General features: G+C 65.2%; 23 protein-coding genes, 1 tRNA gene and 1 other RNA gene. 5 read left to right on the top strand and 20 right to left on the bottom strand.

What is annotated here, in order from left to right:
- Positions 1 to 29: 29 nt before the first annotated feature.
- From uppS to rpsB, 5 genes are all read right to left on the bottom strand, one after another.
- On the bottom strand, positions 30 to 737 hold the full coding sequence (uppS, locus tag FHT19_RS16335; RefSeq protein ID WP_348982488.1) for a polyprenyl diphosphate synthase: 708 nt from the start codon (positions 735 to 737) through the stop codon (positions 30 to 32).
- A gap of 17 nt (positions 738 to 754) precedes the next feature.
- Positions 755 to 1,312 (bottom strand): ribosome recycling factor, encoded by a 558-nt coding sequence (gene frr, locus FHT19_RS16330; RefSeq protein ID WP_168556699.1) that lies wholly within the window; start codon positions 1,310 to 1,312, stop codon positions 755 to 757.
- 3 nt (positions 1,313 to 1,315) lie between these two features.
- The gene (gene pyrH / locus FHT19_RS16325) at positions 1,316 to 2,041 is read right to left on the bottom strand and encodes a UMP kinase (RefSeq protein ID WP_168556698.1); all 726 of its coding nucleotides are present in this window, start codon (positions 2,039 to 2,041) and stop codon (positions 1,316 to 1,318) included.
- 237 nt (positions 2,042 to 2,278) lie between these two features.
- The gene (gene tsf / locus FHT19_RS16320; RefSeq protein ID WP_168556697.1) at positions 2,279 to 3,223 is read right to left on the bottom strand and encodes a translation elongation factor Ts; all 945 of its coding nucleotides are present in this window, start codon (positions 3,221 to 3,223) and stop codon (positions 2,279 to 2,281) included.
- Positions 3,224 to 3,347: 124 nt separating this feature from the next.
- Positions 3,348 to 4,103 carry a 30S ribosomal protein S2 gene (rpsB, locus tag FHT19_RS16315; protein WP_168556696.1) on the bottom strand — a complete coding sequence of 252 codons (756 nt, stop codon included), beginning with the start codon at positions 4,101 to 4,103 and terminating at the stop codon, positions 3,348 to 3,350.
- Positions 4,104 to 4,614: 511 nt separating this feature from the next.
- Between rpsB and FHT19_RS16310 the strand changes: the two genes are divergently transcribed.
- Complete coding sequence (locus FHT19_RS16310) at positions 4,615 to 4,941, top strand: hypothetical protein (RefSeq protein WP_168556695.1); 327 nt, start codon at positions 4,615 to 4,617, stop codon at positions 4,939 to 4,941.
- Here the strand turns inward: FHT19_RS16310 and FHT19_RS16305 are convergent.
- Positions 4,913 to 5,704, bottom strand: coding sequence for a phosphatidylcholine/phosphatidylserine synthase (locus tag FHT19_RS16305; protein WP_168556993.1), 792 nt, complete (start codon positions 5,702 to 5,704; stop codon positions 4,913 to 4,915). The two genes, FHT19_RS16310 and FHT19_RS16305, sit on opposite strands and share 29 nt — an antisense overlap.
- Positions 5,705 to 5,709: 5 nt before the next feature.
- Positions 5,710 to 6,459, bottom strand: coding sequence for a phosphatidylserine decarboxylase (locus FHT19_RS16300; RefSeq protein ID WP_168556694.1), 750 nt, complete (start codon positions 6,457 to 6,459; stop codon positions 5,710 to 5,712).
- A gap of 218 nt (positions 6,460 to 6,677) precedes the next feature.
- On the opposite strand from FHT19_RS16300, the gene FHT19_RS16295 reads away from it, so the two are divergent.
- On the top strand, positions 6,678 to 6,974 hold the full coding sequence (locus FHT19_RS16295; RefSeq protein ID WP_169475940.1) for a hypothetical protein: 297 nt from the start codon (positions 6,678 to 6,680) through the stop codon (positions 6,972 to 6,974).
- Here FHT19_RS16295 and FHT19_RS16290 read toward each other — a convergent pair.
- Positions 6,956 to 7,615: a S24 family peptidase gene (locus tag FHT19_RS16290; protein WP_168556692.1), complete on the bottom strand. Its 660-nt coding sequence runs from the start codon at positions 7,613 to 7,615 to the stop codon at positions 6,956 to 6,958. The two genes, FHT19_RS16295 and FHT19_RS16290, sit on opposite strands and share 19 nt — an antisense overlap.
- Positions 7,616 to 7,721: 106 nt before the next feature.
- Between FHT19_RS16290 and FHT19_RS16285 the strand changes: the two genes are divergently transcribed.
- The gene (locus FHT19_RS16285; protein ID WP_210425693.1) at positions 7,722 to 7,970 is read left to right on the top strand and encodes an ogr/Delta-like zinc finger family protein; all 249 of its coding nucleotides are present in this window, start codon (positions 7,722 to 7,724) and stop codon (positions 7,968 to 7,970) included.
- Between the two features lie 55 nt (positions 7,971 to 8,025).
- On the opposite strand, the gene FHT19_RS16280 is transcribed toward FHT19_RS16285, so the two are convergent.
- On the bottom strand, positions 8,026 to 8,328 hold the full coding sequence (locus FHT19_RS16280) for a hypothetical protein (protein WP_169475939.1): 303 nt from the start codon (positions 8,326 to 8,328) through the stop codon (positions 8,026 to 8,028).
- A 279-nt stretch (positions 8,329 to 8,607) separates the two neighbouring features.
- A tRNA-Tyr gene (locus FHT19_RS16275) sits at positions 8,608 to 8,693 on the bottom strand.
- A 189-nt stretch (positions 8,694 to 8,882) separates the two neighbouring features.
- Between FHT19_RS16275 and rlmB the strand changes: the two genes are divergently transcribed.
- Complete coding sequence (rlmB, locus tag FHT19_RS16270) at positions 8,883 to 9,731, top strand: 23S rRNA (guanosine(2251)-2'-O)-methyltransferase RlmB (RefSeq protein WP_169475938.1); 849 nt, start codon at positions 8,883 to 8,885, stop codon at positions 9,729 to 9,731.
- A gap of 88 nt (positions 9,732 to 9,819) precedes the next feature.
- Here the strand turns inward: rlmB and FHT19_RS16265 are convergent, their stop codons facing one another.
- The 5 genes from FHT19_RS16265 to FHT19_RS16245 form a co-directional block, all read right to left on the bottom strand.
- A complete protein-coding gene (locus tag FHT19_RS16265) occupies positions 9,820 to 10,092 on the bottom strand; it encodes an HU family DNA-binding protein (protein WP_168556689.1) in 273 nt (90 codons plus the stop codon).
- Between the two features lie 217 nt (positions 10,093 to 10,309).
- Complete coding sequence (gene lon, locus FHT19_RS16260) at positions 10,310 to 12,721, bottom strand: endopeptidase La (protein WP_169475937.1); 2,412 nt, start codon at positions 12,719 to 12,721, stop codon at positions 10,310 to 10,312.
- A 168-nt stretch (positions 12,722 to 12,889) separates the two neighbouring features.
- Entirely contained in the window at positions 12,890 to 13,966 is a 1,077-nt protein-coding gene (locus tag FHT19_RS16255; RefSeq protein WP_169475936.1) for a VacJ family lipoprotein, read from the bottom strand.
- A gap of 136 nt (positions 13,967 to 14,102) precedes the next feature.
- Positions 14,103 to 14,438, bottom strand: coding sequence for a YbaB/EbfC family nucleoid-associated protein (locus FHT19_RS16250; RefSeq protein WP_168556686.1), 336 nt, complete (start codon positions 14,436 to 14,438; stop codon positions 14,103 to 14,105).
- Positions 14,435 to 16,267 (bottom strand): DNA polymerase III subunit gamma/tau, encoded by a 1,833-nt coding sequence (locus FHT19_RS16245; protein WP_169476178.1) that lies wholly within the window; start codon positions 16,265 to 16,267, stop codon positions 14,435 to 14,437. Before FHT19_RS16245 ends, FHT19_RS16250 begins: the two co-directional genes overlap by 4 nt.
- A 118-nt stretch (positions 16,268 to 16,385) precedes the next feature.
- Here FHT19_RS16245 and FHT19_RS16240 point away from each other — a divergent pair, with 118 nt between their 5' ends.
- Positions 16,386 to 16,895 (top strand): DUF4188 domain-containing protein, encoded by a 510-nt coding sequence (locus FHT19_RS16240; protein ID WP_168556685.1) that lies wholly within the window; start codon positions 16,386 to 16,388, stop codon positions 16,893 to 16,895.
- Between the two features lie 10 nt (positions 16,896 to 16,905).
- Here FHT19_RS16240 and ffs read toward each other — a convergent pair.
- The 5 genes from ffs to FHT19_RS16215 all read right to left on the bottom strand — a co-directional run bounded on the left by ffs (position 16,906) and on the right by FHT19_RS16215 (position 21,537).
- Positions 16,906 to 17,000, bottom strand: an RNA gene (ffs, locus tag FHT19_RS16235) — signal recognition particle sRNA small type.
- Positions 17,001 to 17,050: 50 nt separating this feature from the next.
- The gene (locus FHT19_RS16230) at positions 17,051 to 17,329 is read right to left on the bottom strand and encodes an ETC complex I subunit (RefSeq protein ID WP_168556684.1); all 279 of its coding nucleotides are present in this window, start codon (positions 17,327 to 17,329) and stop codon (positions 17,051 to 17,053) included.
- A 61-nt stretch (positions 17,330 to 17,390) separates the two neighbouring features.
- Positions 17,391 to 17,855, bottom strand: coding sequence for a low molecular weight protein-tyrosine-phosphatase (locus FHT19_RS16225; protein WP_168556683.1), 465 nt, complete (start codon positions 17,853 to 17,855; stop codon positions 17,391 to 17,393).
- A gap of 149 nt (positions 17,856 to 18,004) precedes the next feature.
- On the bottom strand, positions 18,005 to 19,126 hold the full coding sequence (locus FHT19_RS16220) for a glycerophosphodiester phosphodiesterase family protein (protein ID WP_169475935.1): 1,122 nt from the start codon (positions 19,124 to 19,126) through the stop codon (positions 18,005 to 18,007).
- Between the two features lie 2 nt (positions 19,127 to 19,128).
- Positions 19,129 to 21,537, bottom strand: a complete 2,409-nt coding sequence (locus FHT19_RS16215; protein WP_248290512.1) for a TonB-dependent receptor plug domain-containing protein — start codon at positions 21,535 to 21,537, stop codon at positions 19,129 to 19,131.
- Between the last annotated feature and the right edge of the window lie 156 nt (positions 21,538 to 21,693).

Genomic DNA, 21,693 nt, shown 5'->3' with positions numbered 1-21,693 from the left:
AGGGCGCCGCGTCGGACGCGCCGTGCGGATCAGCGCCCGCCAAAGCGCCGCTCCCGCTCGGCAAACTGGTCCAGCGCCTCGCGCAGGTGCTCAGGGGTAAAATCGGGCCACAGCACCGGGGTGAAGACCATTTCGGCATAGGCCGCCTGCCACAGCAGGAAATTCGACAGGCGCACTTCGCCCGACGTGCGGATCAGCAGATCGAGCGGCGGCAGGTCTGCCGTATCAAGCTCGGCCGCGATGGTTTCAGGCGTGATCTCGCCCTTGGCGGCGGCGCGGGCGGCAGCACGGGCGATTTCCTGCTGCGAGCCATAGTTCAGCGCGATCGCCAGCGTCAGGCGGGTGTTGCCGGCGGTGCGCGCCAGCGCCGCATCGATCAGTTCGACCAGGTCGGGCGCGAGCGCACGATAATCACCGATGATCTTGAGGCGCACGCCGTTGCGATCGATCTCGTCGATGTCGCTGCGGATGAACGTGCGCAGCAAGCCCATGAGATCCGAGATTTCCTCGGCCGGGCGCTTCCAGTTTTCCGAACTGAACGCATAGAGCGTCAACGCTTCCAGGCCCAGGTCTCCCGCCGCGCGCACGGCTGCACGCACCGCTTCCACGCCGCGCTTGTGGCCAAACACACGGGGCATGAATCGCTTCTTGGCCCAGCGCCCGTTGCCATCCATGATGATGGCAACGTGACGGGCCACGGGGGCAGCATCGCCCCCGGCGTCGCGAACCTGCGGCACGGGAACCGGCGCGGCGCTCACTTGCCCAGGATTTCCTTTTCCTTTTGCGCGGCCGCTTCGTCCAGCGCCTTGATCGTCTCGTCGGTCAGCTTCTGGACTTCGGTTTCCAGGCGCTTGCGCTCGTCTTCCGAAATTTCCTTCTTGGCTTCGTCGGCCTTCAGGGCTTCCATGCCATCGCGGCGCACGTTGCGCACGGCAATGCGCGCGCCTTCGGCATACTTGCTGGCCAGCTTGGCCAGTTCCTTGCGGCGTTCCTCGGTCAGATCGGGAATCGGCAGGCGCAGGTTGTTGCCGTCGTTGATCGGGTTGAGGCCCAGGCCCGCCGAACGGATCGCCTTTTCCACCGGGCCCACGTTGGAGCGATCCCACACCTGCACCGAAAGCAGGCGCGGTTCGGGCGCGGAAACGGTCGCCAGCTGGTTGAGCGGCATGTGGCTGCCATAGACTTCGACCGTGACGGGATCGAGCAACGCGACATTGGCACGGCCGGTGCGCAGGCCGGCCAGATCGCCCTTGAGCGCTTCGACCGCACCTTTCATGCGGCGCTCCAGATCGCCCTTGTCATACTTTGCCATGGATCAGGCTTCCTTCCGAACGGTGGTCTGCGTGCCCTCGCCAGCCAGCACGCGGGCGAGATTGCCCTGCTCGCGGATCGAGAACACGACGATGGGAATGTTGTTGTCGCGGCACAGTGCCACGGCCGAGGCGTCCATCACCTGAAGATTGTGCGCCAACACCGTGTCATAGTCGATGGTGTCAAAGCGCTTGGCCGCCGGGTCTTTCTTGGGATCGGCGTTATAGACGCCGTCCACGCTGGTGCCCTTGAACAGGGCATCGCACTGCATTTCGGCGGCGCGCAGGGCAGCGCCGGAATCGGTGGTGAAATAGGGGGCGCCCACGCCGGCGGCAAAGATCACCACGCGGCCCTTGGCCAGGTGCCGCTCGGCGCGGCGACGGATCACCGGCTCGCACACCTGGTCCATCTGCACCGCCGATTGCACGCGGGTATCAACCCCCAGCTTTTCCAGGGCAGACTGCATGGCCAGCGCGTTCATCACCGTGGCGAGCATGCCCATGTAATCGGCCTGGGCGCGGTCCATGCCCTTGGCAGCGCCGGCCATGCCGCGAAAGATATTGCCGCCGCCGATGACGAGGCAAATTTCCAGGCCGGTTTCCTTGGCAGCCTTCACTTCGGCCGCCAGCGCCGCAACGAAATCGGTGTCGATGCCGAACTGCTGGTTGCCCATCAGCACTTCGCCCGAAAGCTTGAGCAGGATGCGCTTGAACTTTGCAGGGCTGGTCATGGGGCGTTCGGGTCTCGCAACTACGGGGCAGGAATGGATGGCGGGCGTGCTGACGTGAGCCGGCGGCCCCCACCACCCTTGGTTCGCGCCCTTATACGCAGCGCATCGGCCGTGCCAAGGGCGCGGGTGCGGTTTAGCGGCTGATGAACGCAAACGTCCCCGCTGCAACAGGGGCCGGCAGCTTGTTCATGAACAAGGCCAGGCCCCGGTTGCGCGGGGACGCATGCCAAGCAATGCTTACTTGAGGCCGGCTGCGGCCGCCACTTCGGCGGCGAAGTCGGTTTCTTCCTTCTCGATGCCTTCGCCCAGCTGGAAGCGGACGTAGTCGACCAGGGCGATCTTGGCGCCGGCAGCCTTGCCAGCAGCGTCGACGACCTGCGAGATCGGGGTCTTGCCGTCCATCACGAACAGCTGCGAAAGCAGAGCGTTTTCCTTGGCATACTTGGCCACGGCGCCGTCAGCGCGCTTGGCCAGGATTTCTGCCGGGATTTCCTTGCCGCTCTTGGCAGCTTCTTCGGTCGCCTTTTCCAGGGCGATCTTGCGCTCGCGCTCAAGCACGGTCGGATCGAGGTCTTCGGCCGAAAGCGCCTGCGGGAAGGCAGCAGCGATGTGCATCGCGATCTGCTTGCCGAGCGGCTCCAGCACATCGGCGCCAGCTTCGGATTCGAGCGCGACGAGCACGCCGATCTTGCCCAGGTTGGTGGCCGCGGCGTTGTGCATGTAGGGCACGACGATGCCGTTGGTCACGGCCACGTGCTTGATGCGGCGCAGCTGCTGGTTTTCACCGATGGTGGCAACGTTGTTGGTCAGCTTGTCGGCCACGGTGCCGCCGTCGGGATAGGCAGCAGCCTTGAGCGCTTCCACGTCGGCCGCGCCGGTTTCCAGCGCCACTTCGGTCGACTTGCGGACGAAGTCCTGGAACTGGTCGTTCTTGGCGACGAAGTCGGTTTCCGAGTTGACTTCGACGGCCACGCCCTTGGTGCCCGAAACGGCCACGCCAACCAGGCCCTCGGCCGCGGTGCGGCTGGACTTCTTGGCAGCAGCAGCCAGGCCCTTGGCGCGCAGCGCGTCGACAGCGGCTTCGAAATCGCCGCCGGCTTCGTCCAGGGCCTTCTTGCAGTCCATCATGCCGGCGCCGGTGCGCTCGCGCAGGTTCTTCACGTCAGCGGCGGTGTAAGCCATCGCGTTGGTCCTTTGTCTGAAACGGTGCGGCCGCGGCTGCACGCGCCGCGGCCCTACTTCATGAAACGGGACAATTCGGTGACGGCGCCGTTTGCGGCGCCGCCGCCGTCATGCCGGATGCCGATCAGCCTTCGATGGCTTCTTCGGCAACCGGTTCGTCCAGCGCGCCCAGGTCCACGCCCGCGGCATAGGCGGCGTCACGGCCACCCTTGGTCGCTGCAGCGGCCACGGCTTCGCAGTAGAGGCGGATGGCGCGGCTGGCGTCGTCGTTGGCGGGAATCGGGAACGCGATGCCTTCGGGCGACACGTTCGAGTCGAGGATGGCAACGACCGGGATACCCAGGACGTTGGCTTCCTTGATCGCCAGTTCTTCCTTGTTGGCGTCGATCACGAACATCACGTCGGGGATGCCGCCCATGTCGCGGATGCCGCCGAGCGACAGTTCGAACTTGTCGCGTTCGCGGGTGAGCTGGAGGACTTCCTTCTTGGTGAGACCGGTGGTGTCACCCGAAAGCTGTTCTTCCAGCGCCTTGAAGCGCTTGATCGAGCCCGAGATGGTCTTCCAGTTGGTGAGCATGCCGCCCAGCCAGCGATGGTTGACATAGTGCTGGCCAGAAGCGCGCGCGGCCTGGGCGATCGGTTCCTGCGCCTGGCGCTTGGTGCCCACGAACAGCACCTTGCCGCCGGCCTGGACCGTGGCAGAGATGAATTCGAGCGCGCGCGACATCAGCGGAACGGTCTGCGACAGGTCGAGGATGTGGATGCCGTTGCGGGCGCCGAAGATGTACGGCTTCATCCGCGGGTTCCAGCGGTGGGTCTGGTGGCCGAAGTGGGCGCCAGCCTCGATCAGTTGCTGCATGGTGACGACGGGAGCCGCCATAGTCATTTCCTTCCGGTTTCACCTCTGGAGCGCTGGAACCGCGCGGAGAACCCGCAGCTGGCACCGGTATGTGCGCGCCCCATGTGGACTGGCCCGGCTGTCATGAAGGCGGCGGAATGCCGCGAATCATCGCTGGGCTGCGCGGCCCATAGCGCGCACCACCAGACTTTGCCACCGGAAATACCCTTAGCAGTGATTCGCGTGGATAACGGCCGCCCGGCGCACCGCAACCACGGCTGATCGCGGCCCGATCGACGGGAATTCACGGCGGTTCCGACGCAGATTCCTCGATTTTCGATCTAAGCACAAATACTTAGGACGCGCACAAAGGTGCTTGAAATTCCAGTTGACGCGCTGGAACAAAAGTGGAACATTCAGGACGTCAACGGGGCCAAGAGGAACCGTTCAGGAACGATCGAGTTATCCACAACACAAGCGCTTGCTGTCAAGTCTCGGTCACAGGTTGCCCGGATTGGCCGCCCGCCCTCTTGTCTTCGGAAAGGCTTTTGCCATGCTCGCCACTCTCGCTTCGCTCGTCATTGCCGGCGCCGGCGTTGCAGCCCTGGTTGCCGTTGCGGCCACCTGGCGCGGGCAGCTTGGTGCCATCCGCCAGCTTCTTGCCGATGCGCGCGCACTCGAACAGGCCGACGCGCTCGACCTCGATCGCGCCTTTCTGGCGCGCCTCGTCGAATGCCCGATGGCCGATCCGGCCGCCCTTGATCCGGCTGCGGCCGATCCGGCCCCTGCCCTGCGTCCCGTGATTCGCAATGTCCGCCGCGTGGCGCCGCGTGCGGCGCCCCAACCGGTGGTTACTGGACCGCGCCGCGCTGCCGCTTGAGGCGGGCATAGCGCACCACGCCCAAGGGGATGAGCGCCAGGTAAAGCGCGCAAATCCCCACCAGGGTCAACCAGGGTTCGGTCAACAGCGCGGCAAAAACCAGACCGGTCAGCGCGATCAATTCCAGGCGAATGGTCTTGCGCGGACGGAATGAAGACCAGCCCGGCGTTGCCATGTTGGAAATCATCATGAACGCGATCAGCGCCGCCCATGCCGCCACGAACACGGGATGGCGCAACTCGTCCCGGCCGCTGGCAATCCACAGATAGAGTGGCAGGAACGAAAGCCCCGCCCCGGCTGGTGCCGGAACGCCGGTGAGAAACCCGGCGGACTTGTGTGGCTGCTCTTCCATGTCGATGCGCGCGTTGAAGCGTGCCAGGCGCAGCGCGCAGCACACCGCGAGCGCAAGGGCCGCAAACCAGCCAAAGCGCGGCATCTGCTGCAACGACCACAGATAGAGGATGAGCGCCGGCGCGACACCGAACGAGATCGCGTCGGACAGGCTGTCCAACTCGGCGCCAAAGCGCGATTGCGCCTTCATCAGCCGCGCCACGCGGCCATCGATGCCATCGAGCATCCCGGCCAGGATCACCGCCAGGACAGCGCCGCGAAAATCGCCGCCGATCGCAAAGCGGATGCCGGTCAACCCGCAACACAGCGCGGCCGACGTAATCGCGTTGGGCACCAACCCACGCAGGGTCAGCCCGCGTGGCAGGCGATGGCGCCCGAAATCCTCACCGGAAAACGCTTCCTCATCCCCCAGGGGTGTCACTGGCTGATGCCCTCGATCAGCGGAGCATCGCCGATTTCGGCCAGGACGGTTTCACCGGCGACCACGCGCTGGCCGATCAGCACCTTGGGCTCGGTGCCGACGGGCAGATAGACATCGACACGGCTGCCAAAGCGAATCAGGCCCACGCGCTGGCCCACGGCCACGATGTCTCCGCCCTTGACGAAAGGCACGATGCGGCGCGCCACCAGGCCAGCGATCTGGGTAAAGCCGATCTTCACGCCGTCGCTGCGTTCGACCAGAAAATGCTGGCGCTCGTTCTCTTCGCTCGCCTTGTCGAGATCGGCGTTGAGGAACTTGCCGGGAATATAGACCACGCGGCGAATCGTGCCGCCGATCGGCGAACGGTTCACGTGCACGTCGAACACCGACATGAAGATCGACACGCGGGTGACCGGCGTGGGGTCCATCGCAGGCTGCCCGCTGCCATCGTCGGCGGAAAGCTCGCGCGGGGGCGCAACCTTCTGGATCAGCGTGATCAGGCCATCGGCCGGCGCCACGACAAAGCGATCGTCACGCGGCGTGACTCGCACCGGATCGCGGAAGAACGCCAGCACGCCAAGCGTGAGGAACACCAGCGGCCAGGCCACGATGCTGCCACCGAACACGGCAGCGATCAGCGCGATGGCCCCGGCAATGGCGCCAAACTTGCGCCCTTCGGGATGGATGGAGGGCCAGGACCAACCGGCATTGCCGCGTCCGCGATTGTCAAAAATGTCACCAGGCATGGCGCCGGTCTAGGCGCTGGCGCGCCGCGCGGCAAGCGTGTGGCACGCAGCCACCCACCAAGCGCGCTCACGGATCGACCGGCGCCATGGCCTTGGCTGCCGCCATCTGGTTGTAAACCATTGTTCTACAACGCCCATCCGTCGCTTAATTGCCAAAAATGGAGTGCTATGGCCGGGCCCCGTGATGGGCAAGCCCATGAACCGAAAGAGCCCACGCCATGCTGCCCTTCCCCTATCCATTCTGGCCCATCTGGCTGTTCAGCCTGGCCGCCGCCGCATCGATCGTGCTCGCCCGCCTGGCCAACCGGATTGTCCCCGGCCCGGGCCATCGCCCGATCTGGCGCCATGTCTGGCGCGAATGCCTCGCCCTGCCTGCCTTTGCCACGCTGGCTACGATCGCAGCCATGCAGCAGGGCGCCGCGCCGCTGGCCTCACCACTGATCGCCATGTTGCTGGCGCTCGCCGGATTTCGCCGGGTGGCCCGCGCTGCCGTTTGCTACATCTTGCGGAAATAAGCGACAACGCGGCCCAGCACGTGCACTTCGCCATCATAAGCAGTGATCGGCGTGATCGCAGGATTGTCTGCCATCAGTAGCCAGCCGCCGTCCTGGCTGGGCCGCAACCGCTTGACGCAGCCCAACCCACAGTAGCTCACGGCCCAAACCTGATCTGCCAGGCGGGGCGTGTTCTGGGTCGTGTCGATGAGCAGCAGATCGTTGTCCAGGATCGTGGGGATCATGCTGTCCCCCGATCCGCGCGCGATGATCAGGCTTTCGGCCGGCGCGCGCGTGTAGAGATCGAGCCATTCGCGCGGAAACATGCGCTGCACATCGGCAATCGGCTGGTCGAGATAGGCCGCGCCCAAGCCGATCGCCAGATCCACTTCCCGCACCGGCACCAGGCCCATTTCATGTGCCACCACCGCCACCGAAGGCAGGCGTGGCCCGTCGGCGGCAACCTCGTCGGTTTCACCCGTGAGATATTCCACGCTGGTTTCCAGCGCGCGGGCGATGGCGTGGAGATGGCGGGACCCCTGCGCACCTTTGCGGATCAGATGATTCACGCTGGGCTGCGAAATCCCGACACGACGCGCCAATTCTGCCTGCGACAGGCCCAGTGCGCTGATTCGCGCGGCAATGCGATCACCCAATGTCATGGCGATGGATCTATAGCTTTAACTATAAAATATCAATACGTTTGTCTATTGATCCATATATAGACGATGCTATTATAGCTTGATCGATATCAATGGAGATTCCACCATGCCCCCCACCTGCTCCAGCGAGGCCCGCACGGGACGCCTGCGCTGCCCGCATTGCCACACGCCCGGCCAACGGCGGTCCAGCCGTCCGGTCACCGACACCCATCGGGAAATCTATTACCAGTGCAGCAACGTGGCGTGTGGCCACACCTGGAAAGCCAGCGAGACATACGATTATGGCCTGGTGCCCAGCGCCACGCCCGATCCGCGCGTGACTTTGCCGCAAAGGCCGGCACGCTCAGGCGCATAAGCCACCGCCTGGCTGGCCGGCCTGCAAATTTCGAAGAACGAGCCCAAGGCCAGGATCAGCCCCTGATCGGCAGGGCTTCCACGTTGCCGGCCGGCGCCGGGATGCGGAAAGGAAAGCCAGGCTCTCGCGCGAAGGATTCCACTTCGTTTCCGGCAATGATCGCCCCGCTCTCGGTCACGACCCGGAAGATGCTCCGATCTTCCGTTTCCCAGCGCAGGAGCATCAGCATGATCTTGGCCAGAGCCTCGGGGCGGACGCTGCCGATGCGTTGGAAGCCCTTGGCACGTGGGGCAATGGCATCCTCGGGCGGTGTCCACTCGAGCCAGGCCAGTTCGGTCCAGTTTCTGTCCATCATCACCCTCAAGACTGGCGGTGAGGCCCGCCCGGCTTCGATCGGCCGGGCATCACCGGATGTTTGTCATGATTTTCCGACACTTCCTTAGGACAATTTACTAAAGTTAACAATCATCCAATTGAGGTAAAGTGCTGGCTTCATAGGCTGTGGGTGGAGCGGGCGACGAGGCGTTGGCGACGCTGGTGAAGCTTGCCATGGCATGGACGCGACACGCCAAGCCCCCGAGCGCTCGACGTGCGTCGGGGAGCCGTAAACATCGTCATGATGATCAGAGAGCACTGGTGGTGGACAGGGCTAGATTCGAACTAGCGTACGCTTGCGCGGGCAGATTTACAGTCTGCTGCCTTTAACCACTCGGCCACCTGTCCACACCAGATTTGCCGGTGCGAGGAGCGCCTTTTTCAAGGGTTTCCCGCGTTTGAATGGGCCGTTTCGCTGCAAGCGATCCGGTCCGTCCGGCCGAGTGAGAGGCCCTTTGGCGAACCATCGCTTGCCTGTCAATGGGGGGGCTGGCTAAGGGCGATGCAGTTTTCGATTTTTATGCACAGGTGTTCGCAATGCCCCGCCACGATGATGACCAAGACAACCGCCGCGATGCTGGCAAGAAAGGCCGCTCCCTGCGCGGCCGGGCCGGGCGCAACCAGGGCGGCCGGGGATCGGGCCGGGGCAGCACCGGAACGGTGCGGCTGTGGGGCCGCCATGCGGTGGAAGCGGCGCTGACCAATCCCAACCGCACCGCCAAGAAGCTGTGGGGCACGCGCGAGGCGATCCAGGAGATGCTGGACGACCATGACGCGGAACTGCCGCGCGACCTGCCGGTGGAATACGCCCAGGCCGTCGACCTGGCGCGCCTGGTGGCACGTGACGCGCCGCACCAGGGCCTGGTGCTGGAATGCCTGCCGCTGGACGACGTGGCGCTGGACGACGTGCTGGAAGAGGCCGAGGGACGCACGCTGGTGCTGCTCGACCAGGTGACCGACCCGCACAACGTCGGCGCTATCCTGCGCTCGTGCGCTGCGTTCGATGTGGCGGCGCTGATCACCCAGGATCGCCACGCTCCGCCCGAGTCGGGCACGCTGGCCAAGTCCGCATCGGGCGCGCTGGAAGTGGTGCCCTGGGTGCGGGTGGTGAACCTGGCCCGTGCGCTCGAACTGATTGCCGACGCCGGCTATTGGCGAATCGGGCTTGATGGCGAAGGCGACGCGGCGTTTCCCCATGCCCTGCCGAGCGGCCCGGTCGCCCTGGTGCTGGGCGCGGAAGGCGAAGGCATGCGCCACAATGTGATGCAGCATTGCGATGCCCTGGCCCGCCTGCCGATCAGCGGCGCGATCGAAAGCCTCAACGTGTCGAACGCGGCTGCCATCGCGCTCTATGCCGCCGCCACGCGCGAGGTGGAGGAAGACTGACCCCGCATCCAATTATATTTTCCCACAAAAAAGGGCCGCGTCGGCATGCGACGCGGCCCTTTTTTCTGCGGCATGCCGCGCGATGCGATCAGTTGACCGCGTCCTTGAGGCCCTTGCCCGCCTTGAACTTGGGCTGCGCCGACGCCTTGATCGACATCGGTTCGCCCGTGCGGGGGTTGCGGCCGGTGGACGCCTTGCGCTTGGCCACCGAGAACGTGCCAAAACCGACCAGTCGCACTTCTTCACCCTTGGACAGGGCGCCGGTGATCGATTCGAACACTGCCTCCACGGCCTTGATCGTATCGCTCTTCGACAGGCCGCTCACATCGGCGACGGCGCTGATCAGATCGTTCTTGTTCATGTGCGGAACCCCCTACCTCTTTATGGGACAGTAAGCGTTGGAAAATCGTGATTTCGGGTGCGCGGAAAAGAGCCGAGAAAAAAACCGCTGTCAAAGGCAAATACGCGGCAAACGCTAGATTTATCCCCGAAAACGGTGGACTTGGCGGGCAGACAAAAGCCACGCGCAACGATGTTGCGCGTGGCTCCCGTCAAACTACGGTAAGCAACGGCTGCGATCAGTGCGCGGTGGGCGCCGCCGGAGCGCTGCCGGGCAGTGGTGCAGCCGCTGGCTGGGTCGCCAGATCGTCGGCTTCGGTCCACTCGATCGCTTCCACCGGGCCGACAAGGGCGCGCGAGAGCACTTCATCGACATGGCTGACCGGCACGATCTCGAGGCCCTCGCGGATGTTGGCCGGGATTTCGGCCAGATCCTTGCGGTTCTCTTCGGGGATCAGCACCGTCTTGATGCCGCCACGCAGGGCCGCCAGCAGCTTTTCCTTGAGCCCGCCGATGGCCAGCACGCGGCCGCGCAGCGTCACTTCCCCGGTCATCGCCACGTCGGCCCGCACCGGGATGCCGGTGAGCGTCGAGACCATGGCCGTGACCATGCCGATGCCCGCGCTTGGCCCATCCTTGGGCACGGCACCTTCGGGCAAGTGGATGTGCAGGTCCTTGCGCTGGAAGATCGAAGGCTTGATGCCATAGGCCGGGCTGCGCGCCTTGACGAAGCTGAACGCCATCTGGACGCTTTCGCTCATCACTTCGCCCAGCTTGCCGGTCGTGCGCACCGCACCCTTGCCGGGCACCGTCACGCTTTCGATCGTCAGCAGTTCGCCACCCACTTCGGTCCAGGCGAGGCCGGTGACGGCGCCGACCTGGTTTTCCTCGTCCGAAACGCCATGGCGGAACTTGCGCACGCCGGCGAACTCGTCGAGGTTTTCGGGCGTGATGGTGACGCTCTTTTCCTGGCCTTCCAGGATCTTGCGCAGCGACTTGCGGGCCAGACGGGCAATTTCCCGTTCCAGCGTACGCACCCCGGCTTCCCGCGTGTAATAGCGGATCAGATCGCGCAGTGCGTCCTGCTCGAGCGTGAATTCCCCCTTGCGCAACCCGTGCGCTTCGACCTGCTTGTTCACCAGGTGGCGTTCGGCAATCTGGACCTTCTCATCCTCGGTATAGCCTTCGAGGCGGATGATCTCCATGCGGTCGAGCAGCGGCTGCGGCAGGTTGAGACTGTTGGCCGTGCACACGAACATCACGTCGGACAAATCGATGTCCAGTTCCAGGTAGTGGTCCTGGAACTTGGCGTTCTGTTCGGGATCGAGCACTTCGAGCAGCGCCGAGGCCGGATCGCCGCGGAAATCCTGGCCAAGCTTGTCGATTTCATCGAGCAGGAACAGCGGATTGGACGCACCAGCCTTGCGCAGGTTGGTGACGATCTTGCCCGGCAGCGAGCCGATGTAGGTGCGCCGGTGACCACGGATCTCGGCCTCGTCGCGCACGCCGCCGAGCGACTGGCGGATGAACTGGCGGCCGGTGGCCTTGGCAATCGACTTGCCCAGCGAGGTCTTGCCCACGCCCGGCGGGCCGACGAGGCACAGGATCGGCCCCTTGAGCTTGTTGGTGCGCGCCTGCACGGCCAGGTATTCGACGATGCGATCCTTGACCTTGTCGAGCGCGTAGTGATCGGCATCCAGGATCGCCTGGGCGCCCGGGATGTCCTTCTTGAGCTTGGAGCGCTTGCCCCAGGGCAGGCCCAGCAGCACGTCGAGGTAGTTGCGGATGACCGTGGCTTCCGCGCTCATCGGCTGCATGGTCTTGAGCTTCTTGAGCTCGGCATTTGCCTTGGCGCGGGCTTCCTTCGACAGCTTGAGATTGTCGATCTTGTCCTGCAGTTCCTGGACTTCGTTGGCTTCCTCGCCATCGCCGCCGCCCAGTTCGGACTGAATCGCCTTCAACTGTTCGTTGAGGTAATATTCGCGCTGGGTCTTTTCCATCTGGCGCTTCACGCGGCCACGGATCTTGCGCTCCACCTGGAGCACGCCCAGTTCGCCTTCCATGAAGGAAAGCACCATTTCCAGCCGCTTGAGCGCGTCGGTTTCCGAAAGCACGGCCTGCTTGTCGGCCACCTTGGCCGCCAGGTTGGCCGCCACGGCATCGGCGAGCTTGCCGGCATCCTCGATATCGCCCAGCTGCTGCCCGGCATCCTGCGGCAGCTTTTTGGAAAGCTTGGCATATTCGGCGAACTGATCGACGACCGAGCGCATCATGGCCGACACTTCGGTGCCGGAAACGACTTCGGGATCGATCTGCACCACCTCGGCCATCAGCATATCGCCGTGGCTGGTGCTCTGCGGGTTGAGCGATTCGAGCTGGGCACGATGGTGCCCTTCGACAAGCACGCGCACCGTGCCATCGGGCAGCTTGAGCAGCTGAAGCACGCTGGCGATCACACCGGTTTCATAGAGATCGTCGCGATCGGGATCGTCGCAGCCGGGATCGAGTTGGGCCAGCAGGAAAATGTCTTTCGAGCCCGCCATGGCGGCTTCGAGCGCGGCGACCGACTTTTCGCGGCCGACAAACAGAGGCACGACCATACCGGGAAACACCACGATGTCGCGCAACGGAAGCAGGGGATACAAAGTCATAAGTGCAAATGTCCGTCCCACCTGCCGCACAAGAACCCAAACCGGCAGGGCTTGTCACAGATATGGGGTGCAAGGCGCCGCCCCGCAATGCCCAAGCGGCAAGACGGTTGGGGATTGCCCGATTTCAGCCCTTTTGGCCGTTTTATGCGATTTGCTGCGCCGGCGCGATCACGGCGTGGCGGGCGCCGGAGTAGGTTGCGCAATGGGGGGCAGGACGACCGGTGGCAGCACCTGGCCATCAGGGGCCCGGGCCGGGCCGGGGGCAGCCGCCGGCGCCGGCGGCGTGACGACATTGGGCGCGCCGGTGCCGGGCGCGGGTACCGGCGCCTTGGGCTTGCGGCCCTTCAACTCGTCGATCTGCGCCTGGCGGGCGGCAAGATAGGCCTGCTTGGTCGCCAGATAGGGATCGCCGGCCGCACGGATCGCCTTGATGCGGCGGTCATCGTCGAGACGATCGTTGAGCGAGCGCACGACGAAGCTGCCAGTGACGTAGTAGGGGCTGCGCAGCGGCCCACCGACGATCGCCGGCAGGAACGCGCGATCGATGCCCAGCCCGATCACGTCGCGCAGAGTGGTGGGGCCAACCAGCGGCACGAACAGGAACGGCCCGGGACCGACGCCATAATAAGCCAGGGTATTGGCAAAGCCGTTGCGCCGGTAGGGCAGCTTGAACGGCTTGGCCACGGCAACATCGAGCAGCCCGGCCACGCCGACCGTGGAATTGATCGCAAAGCGGCCGAGCGTTTCGGCCGCCTTCCCCGGCTTGAGCTGCAAAAGGAAATTGAGCGCCACGACCGGCTCGGTCAGATTGGTGAAAAAGTGACGCAGGCCGGCGCGAATGGGATAGGGCACGGCCGAACCATAGGCCTTGGCCGCAGGTTCGATCAGCGCGCGGTCGACCGCCTGGGTGGCGGCAAACGTCACTTTGTTGAGCGCGATGACCGGATCGCCCGGCGGCGGACCGCGCCGCGCGTTGACGACGATCGCGCTGTCGTCAGCCGGTTGATCGTTGGCAGCCACGGGCGGCGTTGCCCCGGTCGAACCCGAAGGGGCGAGCGGGGGCAAGACGATCGGCGGCAGGATCTGCCCATCGGGGGCACGCGAAGGCACCGCCCCATCGGCTGGGGCAGCGGCGGGCGCCGCAACAACGGCCGCAGGTGCGCCGTTCGTGGCCGGCGGTGACACGGCGCCTTCATCAATCGGCGTGGTCCCGGCCAACGCAGCGGCAAGCAATACGATCATCATGTCCCCGTAGGCGATCTCGCCATGACTGGGCGCTGAACAGAAGCGTTACATACGCGGCTGTTGCTCAGCGCACCTGGTCATGACGGAACAACGGCCTTCCAAAAAGGTTGCGCGACCCGAAAGGTTGCGCGGCCGATCAGAAAGGCAGCTTGAAGCCCGGCGGAATGCCGGCAGCCATCTGCACCTTCTGCATTTCCTCGCCCGCGGCGGCGTCGGCCTTAGCCCGCGCATCATTGAACGCGGCCGCCACGAGATCTTCGAGGATGCCCTTGTCGGCCGGCACGAGCAGGCTGTCATCGATCGCGACGCCGATCACGCGGCCCTTGGCCGAAGCCTTGATTTTTACCAGGCCGCCGCCGGCGGCACCTTCCACCTCGATGCCATCGAGGCGGCCCTGGGCGTCCTCCATCTGGCGCTGGATGGTTTCGGCGGCCTTTTGCGCCGCCTGGATCATTTCTTCCATGGACTTCATGCTTGTCTGCTCCGCGCAGGCGACCACGGCCGGCGTTCGGACGTGGCAGGGTTGGATTCGTCGAGAATTTCAGCGCCGGGAAAGGCTTCGAGCGCCGCACGCACGAGGGGGTCGGCACGCATCGCGGCGTCGGCCTGTGCTTCGAGCGCAGCCTTGGCTTCCACCAGGCTGGGTTGCGCGCCTTGTGCGGCCGGACCATCGAGGCGTTCCACCAGCCAGGCCTGGCCGGTGATGTTCTGCAAGGCTTTCTTGATATCGGCCGTGGGATCGCCCGGCAGGCCAGGGGCGAGTTGATAGCGTAGCGTGCCCATGCGCAGTTCGATCAGGCGCACCGACAGGCGCATGGTTGCGCCCGTGAGCGGGGACACCTCTTCCACCTGCTCCACCAGGGCCTGCCAATCCATGCCCATATGGCCGGGGGCGCTGGCACCGGCATGGGCCGATGGCGCGCCGTCGGCCGGGGCGGCAGCGGCTGCAGCGGCAAGCGCCGGGGCTTGCGCCAGCATCTCTTCCAGCTTGCGCACCAGCCCGCCCGGATCGGGCATGTCGGACGCGTGCAAAACGCGCAGCAGCGCCATCTGCGCCGCGACCAGCGGATCGGGCGCGGTCTTGACCTCGTCATGGCCCTTGAGCAGCAACTGCCACAGGCGGTGCAGCTGCCCGGCGGAAAGATCGCCGGCCCAGCCCTGGAGCGCGGCAGCTTCCTCGGCCGAGCGGGCTTCACCTTCCGGCCCGCTGATCTGGGTGACGGTGACCTTGTGCACCAGATCGAGCTGCGCGCGCAGCATGGCCACCGGCTCGATTCCCAGGGCATACTGGTGCGCCACTTCGCCCAGCAGCGCCGCGCCGTCGCCCTTGAGCATGGCGGCAAACAGCCGCCGTTGCAGGGTCTTGTCGGCCAGGCCCAGCATGTCCTGGACTTGCGCGGCGGTCACGTGGATGGCGCCGCCCTCGCCCGTGCCGGCCAGATCGGCATGGCTGATGGCCTGGTCGAGGATCGACAGCCCGTCGCGCGCAGACCCTTCGGCAGCGGCGGCAACCATCGCCAGCGCATCGGCTTCGGCATCGACGCCTTCGGCCTTGCAGACATGGGCGAAATGATCGGCCAGCAGCGCCGTGGGAATCCGGCGCAAGTCGAACCGCTGGCAGCGCGAAAGCACCGTGACCGGCAGCTTGTCCACTTCGGTGGTCGCAAACAGGAACTTCACATGCGCCGGCGGTTCTTCCAGCGTTTTCAGCAGCGCGTTGAACGCGTTGCGCGAAAGCATGTGCACTTCGTCGATGATGTAGATCTTGTAGCGCGCGGACACAGCGGCATAGCGCACCGCCTCGATGATCTCGCGCACGTCGTCCACGCCGGTGTGGCTGGCCGCGTCCATCTCGATCACGTCGATATGGCGGCCTTCGGCAATCGCCCGGCACGGTTCGCACTGGCCGCAAGGATCGATCGTGGGGCCGCCCTGGCCATCAGCACCGATGCAGTTGAGCGCCTTGGCGATCAGGCGCGCGGTGCTGGTCTTGCCGACCCCGCGCACGCCGGTCATCAAAAAGGCATGGGCCAGCCGATCGCGGCGGATCGCGTTGGCCAGGGTCTGCACCATGGCTTCCTGGCCGATCAGCGCGGAAAAGGTCTGCGGGCGATATTTGCGCGCAAGCACGCGATAGGGCTGCGCGGGCGCAGCGGGCGCTGGCTGCGGCGCGGCCGCAGGCGCCGGCCGAGGCGCGGGATCGCCGAACATCGCACCCTGCCCGGCCGCTTCGAGTTCGGCGGCGCTGGGCGCAGCCTCTTGCGCGGGGGCTTCGGGGGTTTCGGGCTCATGCCCAAACATGTCGGTTGAATCGGCCATTGTTTCCCTAGGTAGGCGCAAAGGCTGCAAATGTCGAAGGGGGGTGCCACGGTTTCCCGCAAGGTTGCGCACGCAGCGCGGTTTGATACCCTGGGCCGCGATGACCACGATCGTGCCCGGCCGCTTTACCGCCCAGACCAGCGCCCCCCTGGTGGTGTTCCTGATCGGCATGCGCATCAACCGCTTTCGCGCAGTCAGCGCCTGGTTGCCGGTGGCCCGGGCGATGGGGCCGATGCTGGCCGAACTTTCGGCCGCGCCCGACAGTGGCTTCCTGGGTTTCGAGCCGATGCTGCGCGGCTTGCGCACGGTGATGCTGGTGCAATACTGGCGCGATTTCGACAGCCTGGAAGCCTATGCCCGCGCACCCGACAAGACGCATTGGCCCGCCTGGCGCGCGTTCAACAAGGCAGCACGCAAGCAGGGCGGCGGTGTGGGTATCTTTCACGAAACCTATGCCGTTCCGGCCGGTGGCTGCGAAAGCGTCTATGTGGATATGCCCGCGTTTGGCCTTGGCAAGGCACTTGGGGGCAAGGCGATGGGGCTGGTTCCGGCCACGGAAGGGCGCCAATCGGCGCGGGGGCGGATGAAAGCATCCGGGCAAGACGATTGAAATTCTTGCCGAAGAAGGAGCCGGGCGACCCGCCGCAATCCGTTGTGGCTGCTTCCTTCCGGACCTGACCAGGTTGGCGAACGCAAACGTCCGCCCGACTCCCGGCCAGCCCTATGGCGCCGGCGCGCGCCGATTGCAAGCGCCGGCATGATCCATCAACGGAAATTGTCGGCGTAGCTCTGCAGCTTCAGCCGGCGGGGCGGCGTGGGCGTGACATGCACGGCAATGCCATACTTGTCGGCATAAGCGCGGGCGTCGGCCTCGGTTTCGAATGTGAGAATGACTTGCTGCTTGGTGTCGCCCGAGCCGGCCCAACCCATGAGGGGATCGGGGCGCTTGGCCTCTTCGGGGGCGAATTCCAGGAGCCAGTCAGCAGTACGGGCCTTGCCGGACTGCATGGCATTTTTCGGGCGCTGATAGATGCGTGCGGGCATGGCCGGTGCTTTCGTGCGTTTCGCTGTGCAAATCAAGAGGGAATGGCCCCGGTGGCGCGGTTCAGCGCTGCATGCGAGCCACCAGGCGGCGCGCCGCCTCGCTGACGTCTTCCCATGCTTCGGCGAAATCCTGCTCGTCACCATAATAGGGATCGATCACCGCCTGCCCTTCCCGGCCGGGCACCAGGTCCATCAGCAGGCTCACGCGGGCCAGCGTGCGGCGCGGGGCCATGCGCTTCAAGTCCTGCAGGTTCTGCGAATCGAGCGCGAAAATCTGGCCGAACTTGGTGAAATCGTCTTCGGTCACCTGGCGGGCGCGATAGCGCGAAATGTCGATGCCGTGCTTGAGCGCCATGGCCTGCGCGCGCGGATCGGGCGGATTGCCGGCATGCCAGCTGCCCGTGCCGGCCGAATCGATCGTCACGGCCAGGCCCGCCTTGACCGCCTCGGCCCGGAATGCCGCCTCGGCCATGGGCGACCGGCAGATATTGCCCAGGCAAACAAACAGCACGGCTGGCTGGCTCACCGCATTCCCTTCCAAAAGATCCCTGTTCGCGCGCATCCCCACGCGCCACCGCATGGGTGGCGCGCCGCGATGCCCGTCGCACCGCAATAAAATACGCTGCAATGCAAAAAGTCCAGCGCCAAGCCGCAGGTTTCTTGCCGGCCGAGCGATCAGGTCCCATCCACGGCGCGGCGGCCGAGCGCCGGATCATCGGTGAAGAAGCCGTCGATGCCGGCGGCAAGATACTTGCGGATTTCCGCGACGCTGCCGCTTTCGCAGCGCAGCGCAGTGCCGCACTGGCGCAGATCGGTGGGAAGGAAAACCGGCTCTGGCCGGAAGGTGTAGCAACCCACCTTGAGACCGGCACGATGGGCATCGGCAATGATCGGGCCCGGCGCCTGCAACGCGCCATCGCTGCCCACGTCGATCAGCGTGCGATTCCACGGCGCGATCCAGTCTGCATAGCCCGCCACTTGCGCCAGGCCAGGCGCAGACAGGATCTCGCCATAGGTGAGAGTGCCACCGGCAGCGAGCACGTCTGCCGGGCGCTTGCCAGGCTCTTCGGTCAGCTGCATCAGCGCGATGTTGCGATGCCGCGCCAGCAGCGGACGCAAGCGCTTGAGGTTGGCCACCTCGAACGACTGCACGATGACCGGGGCGTGCTGCAGCCAGGCATGCGCACGGATCGCGGCCAGCAGCTTGGCTTCCATGTCATGGCCCAGGCTGTGGAAATACGTGGAGTGCTTGATTTCGGGAATGATCCCGAGCGGACGCGCACGGCTCTTGGCAGCCGTGGCGGCAAAGGCGACGATCTCGTCAAACGTCAGGATCTGGAACTGGCCGTCGAACGCCATGCTTTTCGGGCGCAGCTTGCCCAGGCGTTCCTTGGCGCGCAGCGTCTTGAGTTCGGCCAGGGTGAAGTCGGGGGTGAACCAGCCTTCCTGGCGCTCCCCGTCGATCACCGCCACGGTCTTGCGCGCGGCAAATTCAGGGCGGCTGGCAACGTCGGTGGTTTCGGCAATGTTGGGTTCGTGGCGCGAAACCAGCACGCCATCCTTGGTTGGCACCAGATCGGGCTCGATGAAATCGGCGCCGTCGGCCACGGCGCGCTGATAGGATGCAATGGTGTGTTCGGGCCGGTGCGCACAGGCGCCGCGATGGCCCAGCACAAGGGGATGGGCCGGCCGCCCCGCGCCCTTCCTGCCCTGGCGTGCCAGGGCAGGAAGCGCCGCCGTGCCAGCAAGGCCGGCCCCGGCGGCAAGAACAACGCGACGCGAAACCGGACCGGTCATGATCAAAGCCCCAAAGAGAGTGTGGCGAACCACTGGCGCGGCGCCAGCGGATAGATGGCATAGGTGTTGGTATTCGAGCTGACCGACACCGTCGAGGTGCCCTTTTCATCGAACAGGTTGGTGACGTTCACCGAAACCTCGGCCTTGCGCAGGCCCAGGCGTTCGGCCGGCAGCTTGTAGGCAAGGCGCAGCGCGGCGGTGAACGTGGGATCGACCCAGGCATCGTTGGTATAAGTGGCATAGCGACGGCCAACATAGTCGCCCACCAGCTGCCCTTCGAACGCGCCCAAGGTCAGCGTGGCAACGGTCTTGTCGAGCACCGAGGGGCTGCCCGGAATGCGCTTGCCGCCCGTGGGCACCACGCCATTGACCGTGGCCGTGCCGCCGATGCGGGTGCCGGTGGCGGCGCTGCCGTTGACCACGGTGAGCGTGGAATAGTCGCTATCGTAGATCGAGCGGTTGTAGCTGAAGGCGTTGTAGAGCGAGAAGACCTGGCCAAAGCGCAGCGTCAGGGCCACGTCGACGCCATCGGTCTTGACCCCGCCGACGTTGAAGATCGCCGGGGTGCCGCCCGCGATGGAGCTGCCACCCAGGCCGCCCACCGCCGGGGTGATCCCCAGCAGGCGATCGTGGAAATCGACGTGATAGACGTTGAGCTGGGCATTGATGCCGATGCCGCGGCCCAGTTCGTGATTGCTGCGCAGGCCCAGTTCATAAGTCCACGAGGTTTCCGGCTTGCCATCGCGCTTGAACGCATCGAACGCGGCCTGGCTGCCGGTGCTCCACGGCGAAACCCCGCCGCCGCCATAGGTCATGAACTGGCGCAGGTTCTTCTGCACGTTGACATAGACCTGCTCGCTGCCGGTGAAATCCCACTTGGCGCCGAAAGTGGGCAGGAACCAGCGCTTGGTGTCGATTTCCCCGCTGGGCAGCGCCGACGAGGAGCCGGGCAGCGAGCCGATGATCGGCTGCACCACCATGTCGCCGCGCGCGAACTGGAGGCTGGATTTCACCCCGGCCTGGACCAGCAGATTGGGCAGCACGTGCCAATCGTCCTGCGCGTGAAGCTGCACCACGGTGTTGCGAATCTCGCTGCCATATTGCGTGAACAGCGGGTTGCTGGGACGGATATAGGGGCTGTAGCGCTCCGGGTGGTTCACATCGAGCGCGTACCAGCGGCGATAGGCCGAGGAGCTGTTGTATTCCATCCAGCCGCCCACTTCGATGTGGTGGTTGCCGGCATCCGCCGTGACATTGCTGATCACCCCGCCGCGATCGATGCGGTATTCGGTGGTGCGGATGGCATAGCCCGAATTGCCGGTGGCGAGCTTGAGGTTTTGCCCCGGAAAATAGAGCGCGAACAGCGTGGGCAGCGACGCCACGGTGATCGGCCCGGCGACCACGCCCACGCCATCGTTGTGGTGGTAATAGACCTGGGTAGACCAGTCGATCTTGCTCGACAGGTGCGCCTGGTACTTCAGGTAGCCGAGGTAATCGGTGCGCTGCGCGTCGGAATAATAGTTGCGGTAGTTGTTGGCTTCCTTGGCCGGCACGTTGCCATTGGCATCAAGGTAGGCCACCGCCGCGGCGAAATCGGGATAGGTGAACGGGCGGGTATAGGGCTGGTAGGCCTGCGCCGGCGTGGTCGCCACCTTGTAGACGGTGGTGGCGTCCTCGTTGGGTTCGATCTTGTCGGAATAGGCGAAATAGGCGGTCAGCTTGCCCATGCTGTCATCGTGCACGAACTTGGCATTGGCCTGCCAGCCGCCCTGGCGGCCGTTGAAATCCCAGGCGCGAGCGCGCTGGCGCAGGCCCGAGACGTAGAGGCTGTTGCCATTGCCGAACGTGCCCGAATCGAGGCGCAGGAACGTACGCGAGGTGCCGTAGCTGCCGATCGTCTGGTTGAGCGTGGCGCCGCGCTGGGCGGTGGGGTCTTGCGTGAACGTCTCGATCCCGCCGCCCAGGTTGCTGGTGGAAGCCAGGCCCAGGTCGGCCGCGCCGGTGGAGACGATCGCCCGGCCAACGTTTTCCGAAATCACCGCGCGCTGGGGCGAAAGGCCGTTGTAGTTGCCATAGGACTGATCGCCCAGCGGCACGCCATCGAGCGTGTAGCCCAGCTGGTTGCCGGCAAAGCCGTGGATGAACAGCGAGGCGTTCTGCTCGTTGTTGCCCCAGGGATCGGCGGTGACATACATCACGCCGGGCAGGGTCTGGATCGCTTTCAGCGGATTGATGCCCGGCAGCAGCTTCTGCATTTCGACCGAGGTTACCGCCGTGGCCGAGCGCGTGGCCTTGACCGCCGTGACGACGATATCATCGCCGGACGGCGCCGGCTCTGCCGCGGGGGCCTGCTGCGCGGCAGCGGGCGTGGCAGCCAGGGCAAGAGCCAGGACACCGGCCGAAACGACCATGCATGCGCGATGCGAAAACGGAACTGGCACGGTATGCAACCCCCTCATTATGTGCAGCGCACAAGATACTGGGGCGGCAGTTAGAAGCGCTTGGAGACAATTGTATGACAAATAGCAGAGGTCTGCAGCGCACCGTCACAAACCTCAGTTGCTCGG

Origin of the sequence: Novosphingobium sp. SG919 (assembly GCF_012932495.1) — a bacterium.
Lineage (GTDB): Bacteria > Pseudomonadota > Alphaproteobacteria > Sphingomonadales > Sphingomonadaceae > Novosphingobium > Novosphingobium rhizosphaerae.
This window is presented reverse-complemented; position numbering and strand designations above follow the sequence as displayed.

Coding starts and splice junctions, on each gene's coding strand:
- frr (WP_168556699.1), bottom strand. CDS start 1,312: ATGGCAAAGTATGACAAGGGCGATCTGGAGCGCCGCATGAAAGGTGCG.
- pyrH (WP_168556698.1), bottom strand. CDS start 2,041: ATGACCAGCCCTGCAAAGTTCAAGCGCATCCTGCTCAAGCTTTCGGGC.
- tsf (WP_168556697.1), bottom strand. CDS start 3,223: ATGGCTTACACCGCCGCTGACGTGAAGAACCTGCGCGAGCGCACCGGC.
- rpsB (WP_168556696.1), bottom strand. CDS start 4,103: ATGGCGGCTCCCGTCGTCACCATGCAGCAACTGATCGAGGCTGGCGCC.
- FHT19_RS16310 (WP_168556695.1), top strand. CDS start 4,615: ATGCTCGCCACTCTCGCTTCGCTCGTCATTGCCGGCGCCGGCGTTGCA.
- FHT19_RS16300 (WP_168556694.1), bottom strand. CDS start 6,459: ATGCCTGGTGACATTTTTGACAATCGCGGACGCGGCAATGCCGGTTGG.
- FHT19_RS16295 (WP_169475940.1), top strand. CDS start 6,678: ATGCTGCCCTTCCCCTATCCATTCTGGCCCATCTGGCTGTTCAGCCTG.
- FHT19_RS16290 (WP_168556692.1), bottom strand. CDS start 7,615: ATGACATTGGGTGATCGCATTGCCGCGCGAATCAGCGCACTGGGCCTG.
- FHT19_RS16285 (WP_210425693.1), top strand. CDS start 7,722: ATGCCCCCCACCTGCTCCAGCGAGGCCCGCACGGGACGCCTGCGCTGC.
- rlmB (WP_169475938.1), top strand. CDS start 8,883: ATGCCCCGCCACGATGATGACCAAGACAACCGCCGCGATGCTGGCAAG.
- FHT19_RS16265 (WP_168556689.1), bottom strand. CDS start 10,092: ATGAACAAGAACGATCTGATCAGCGCCGTCGCCGATGTGAGCGGCCTG.
- lon (WP_169475937.1), bottom strand. CDS start 12,721: ATGACTTTGTATCCCCTGCTTCCGTTGCGCGACATCGTGGTGTTTCCC.
- FHT19_RS16255 (WP_169475936.1), bottom strand. CDS start 13,966: ATGATGATCGTATTGCTTGCCGCTGCGTTGGCCGGGACCACGCCGATT.
- FHT19_RS16250 (WP_168556686.1), bottom strand. CDS start 14,438: ATGAAGTCCATGGAAGAAATGATCCAGGCGGCGCAAAAGGCCGCCGAA.
- FHT19_RS16245 (WP_169476178.1), bottom strand. CDS start 16,267: ATGTTTGGGCATGAGCCCGAAACCCCCGAAGCCCCCGCGCAAGAGGCT.
- FHT19_RS16240 (WP_168556685.1), top strand. CDS start 16,386: ATGACCACGATCGTGCCCGGCCGCTTTACCGCCCAGACCAGCGCCCCC.
- FHT19_RS16230 (WP_168556684.1), bottom strand. CDS start 17,329: ATGCCCGCACGCATCTATCAGCGCCCGAAAAATGCCATGCAGTCCGGC.
- FHT19_RS16220 (WP_169475935.1), bottom strand. CDS start 19,126: ATGACCGGTCCGGTTTCGCGTCGCGTTGTTCTTGCCGCCGGGGCCGGC.
- FHT19_RS16215 (WP_248290512.1), bottom strand. CDS start 21,537: ATGGTCGTTTCGGCCGGTGTCCTGGCTCTTGCCCTGGCTGCCACGCCC.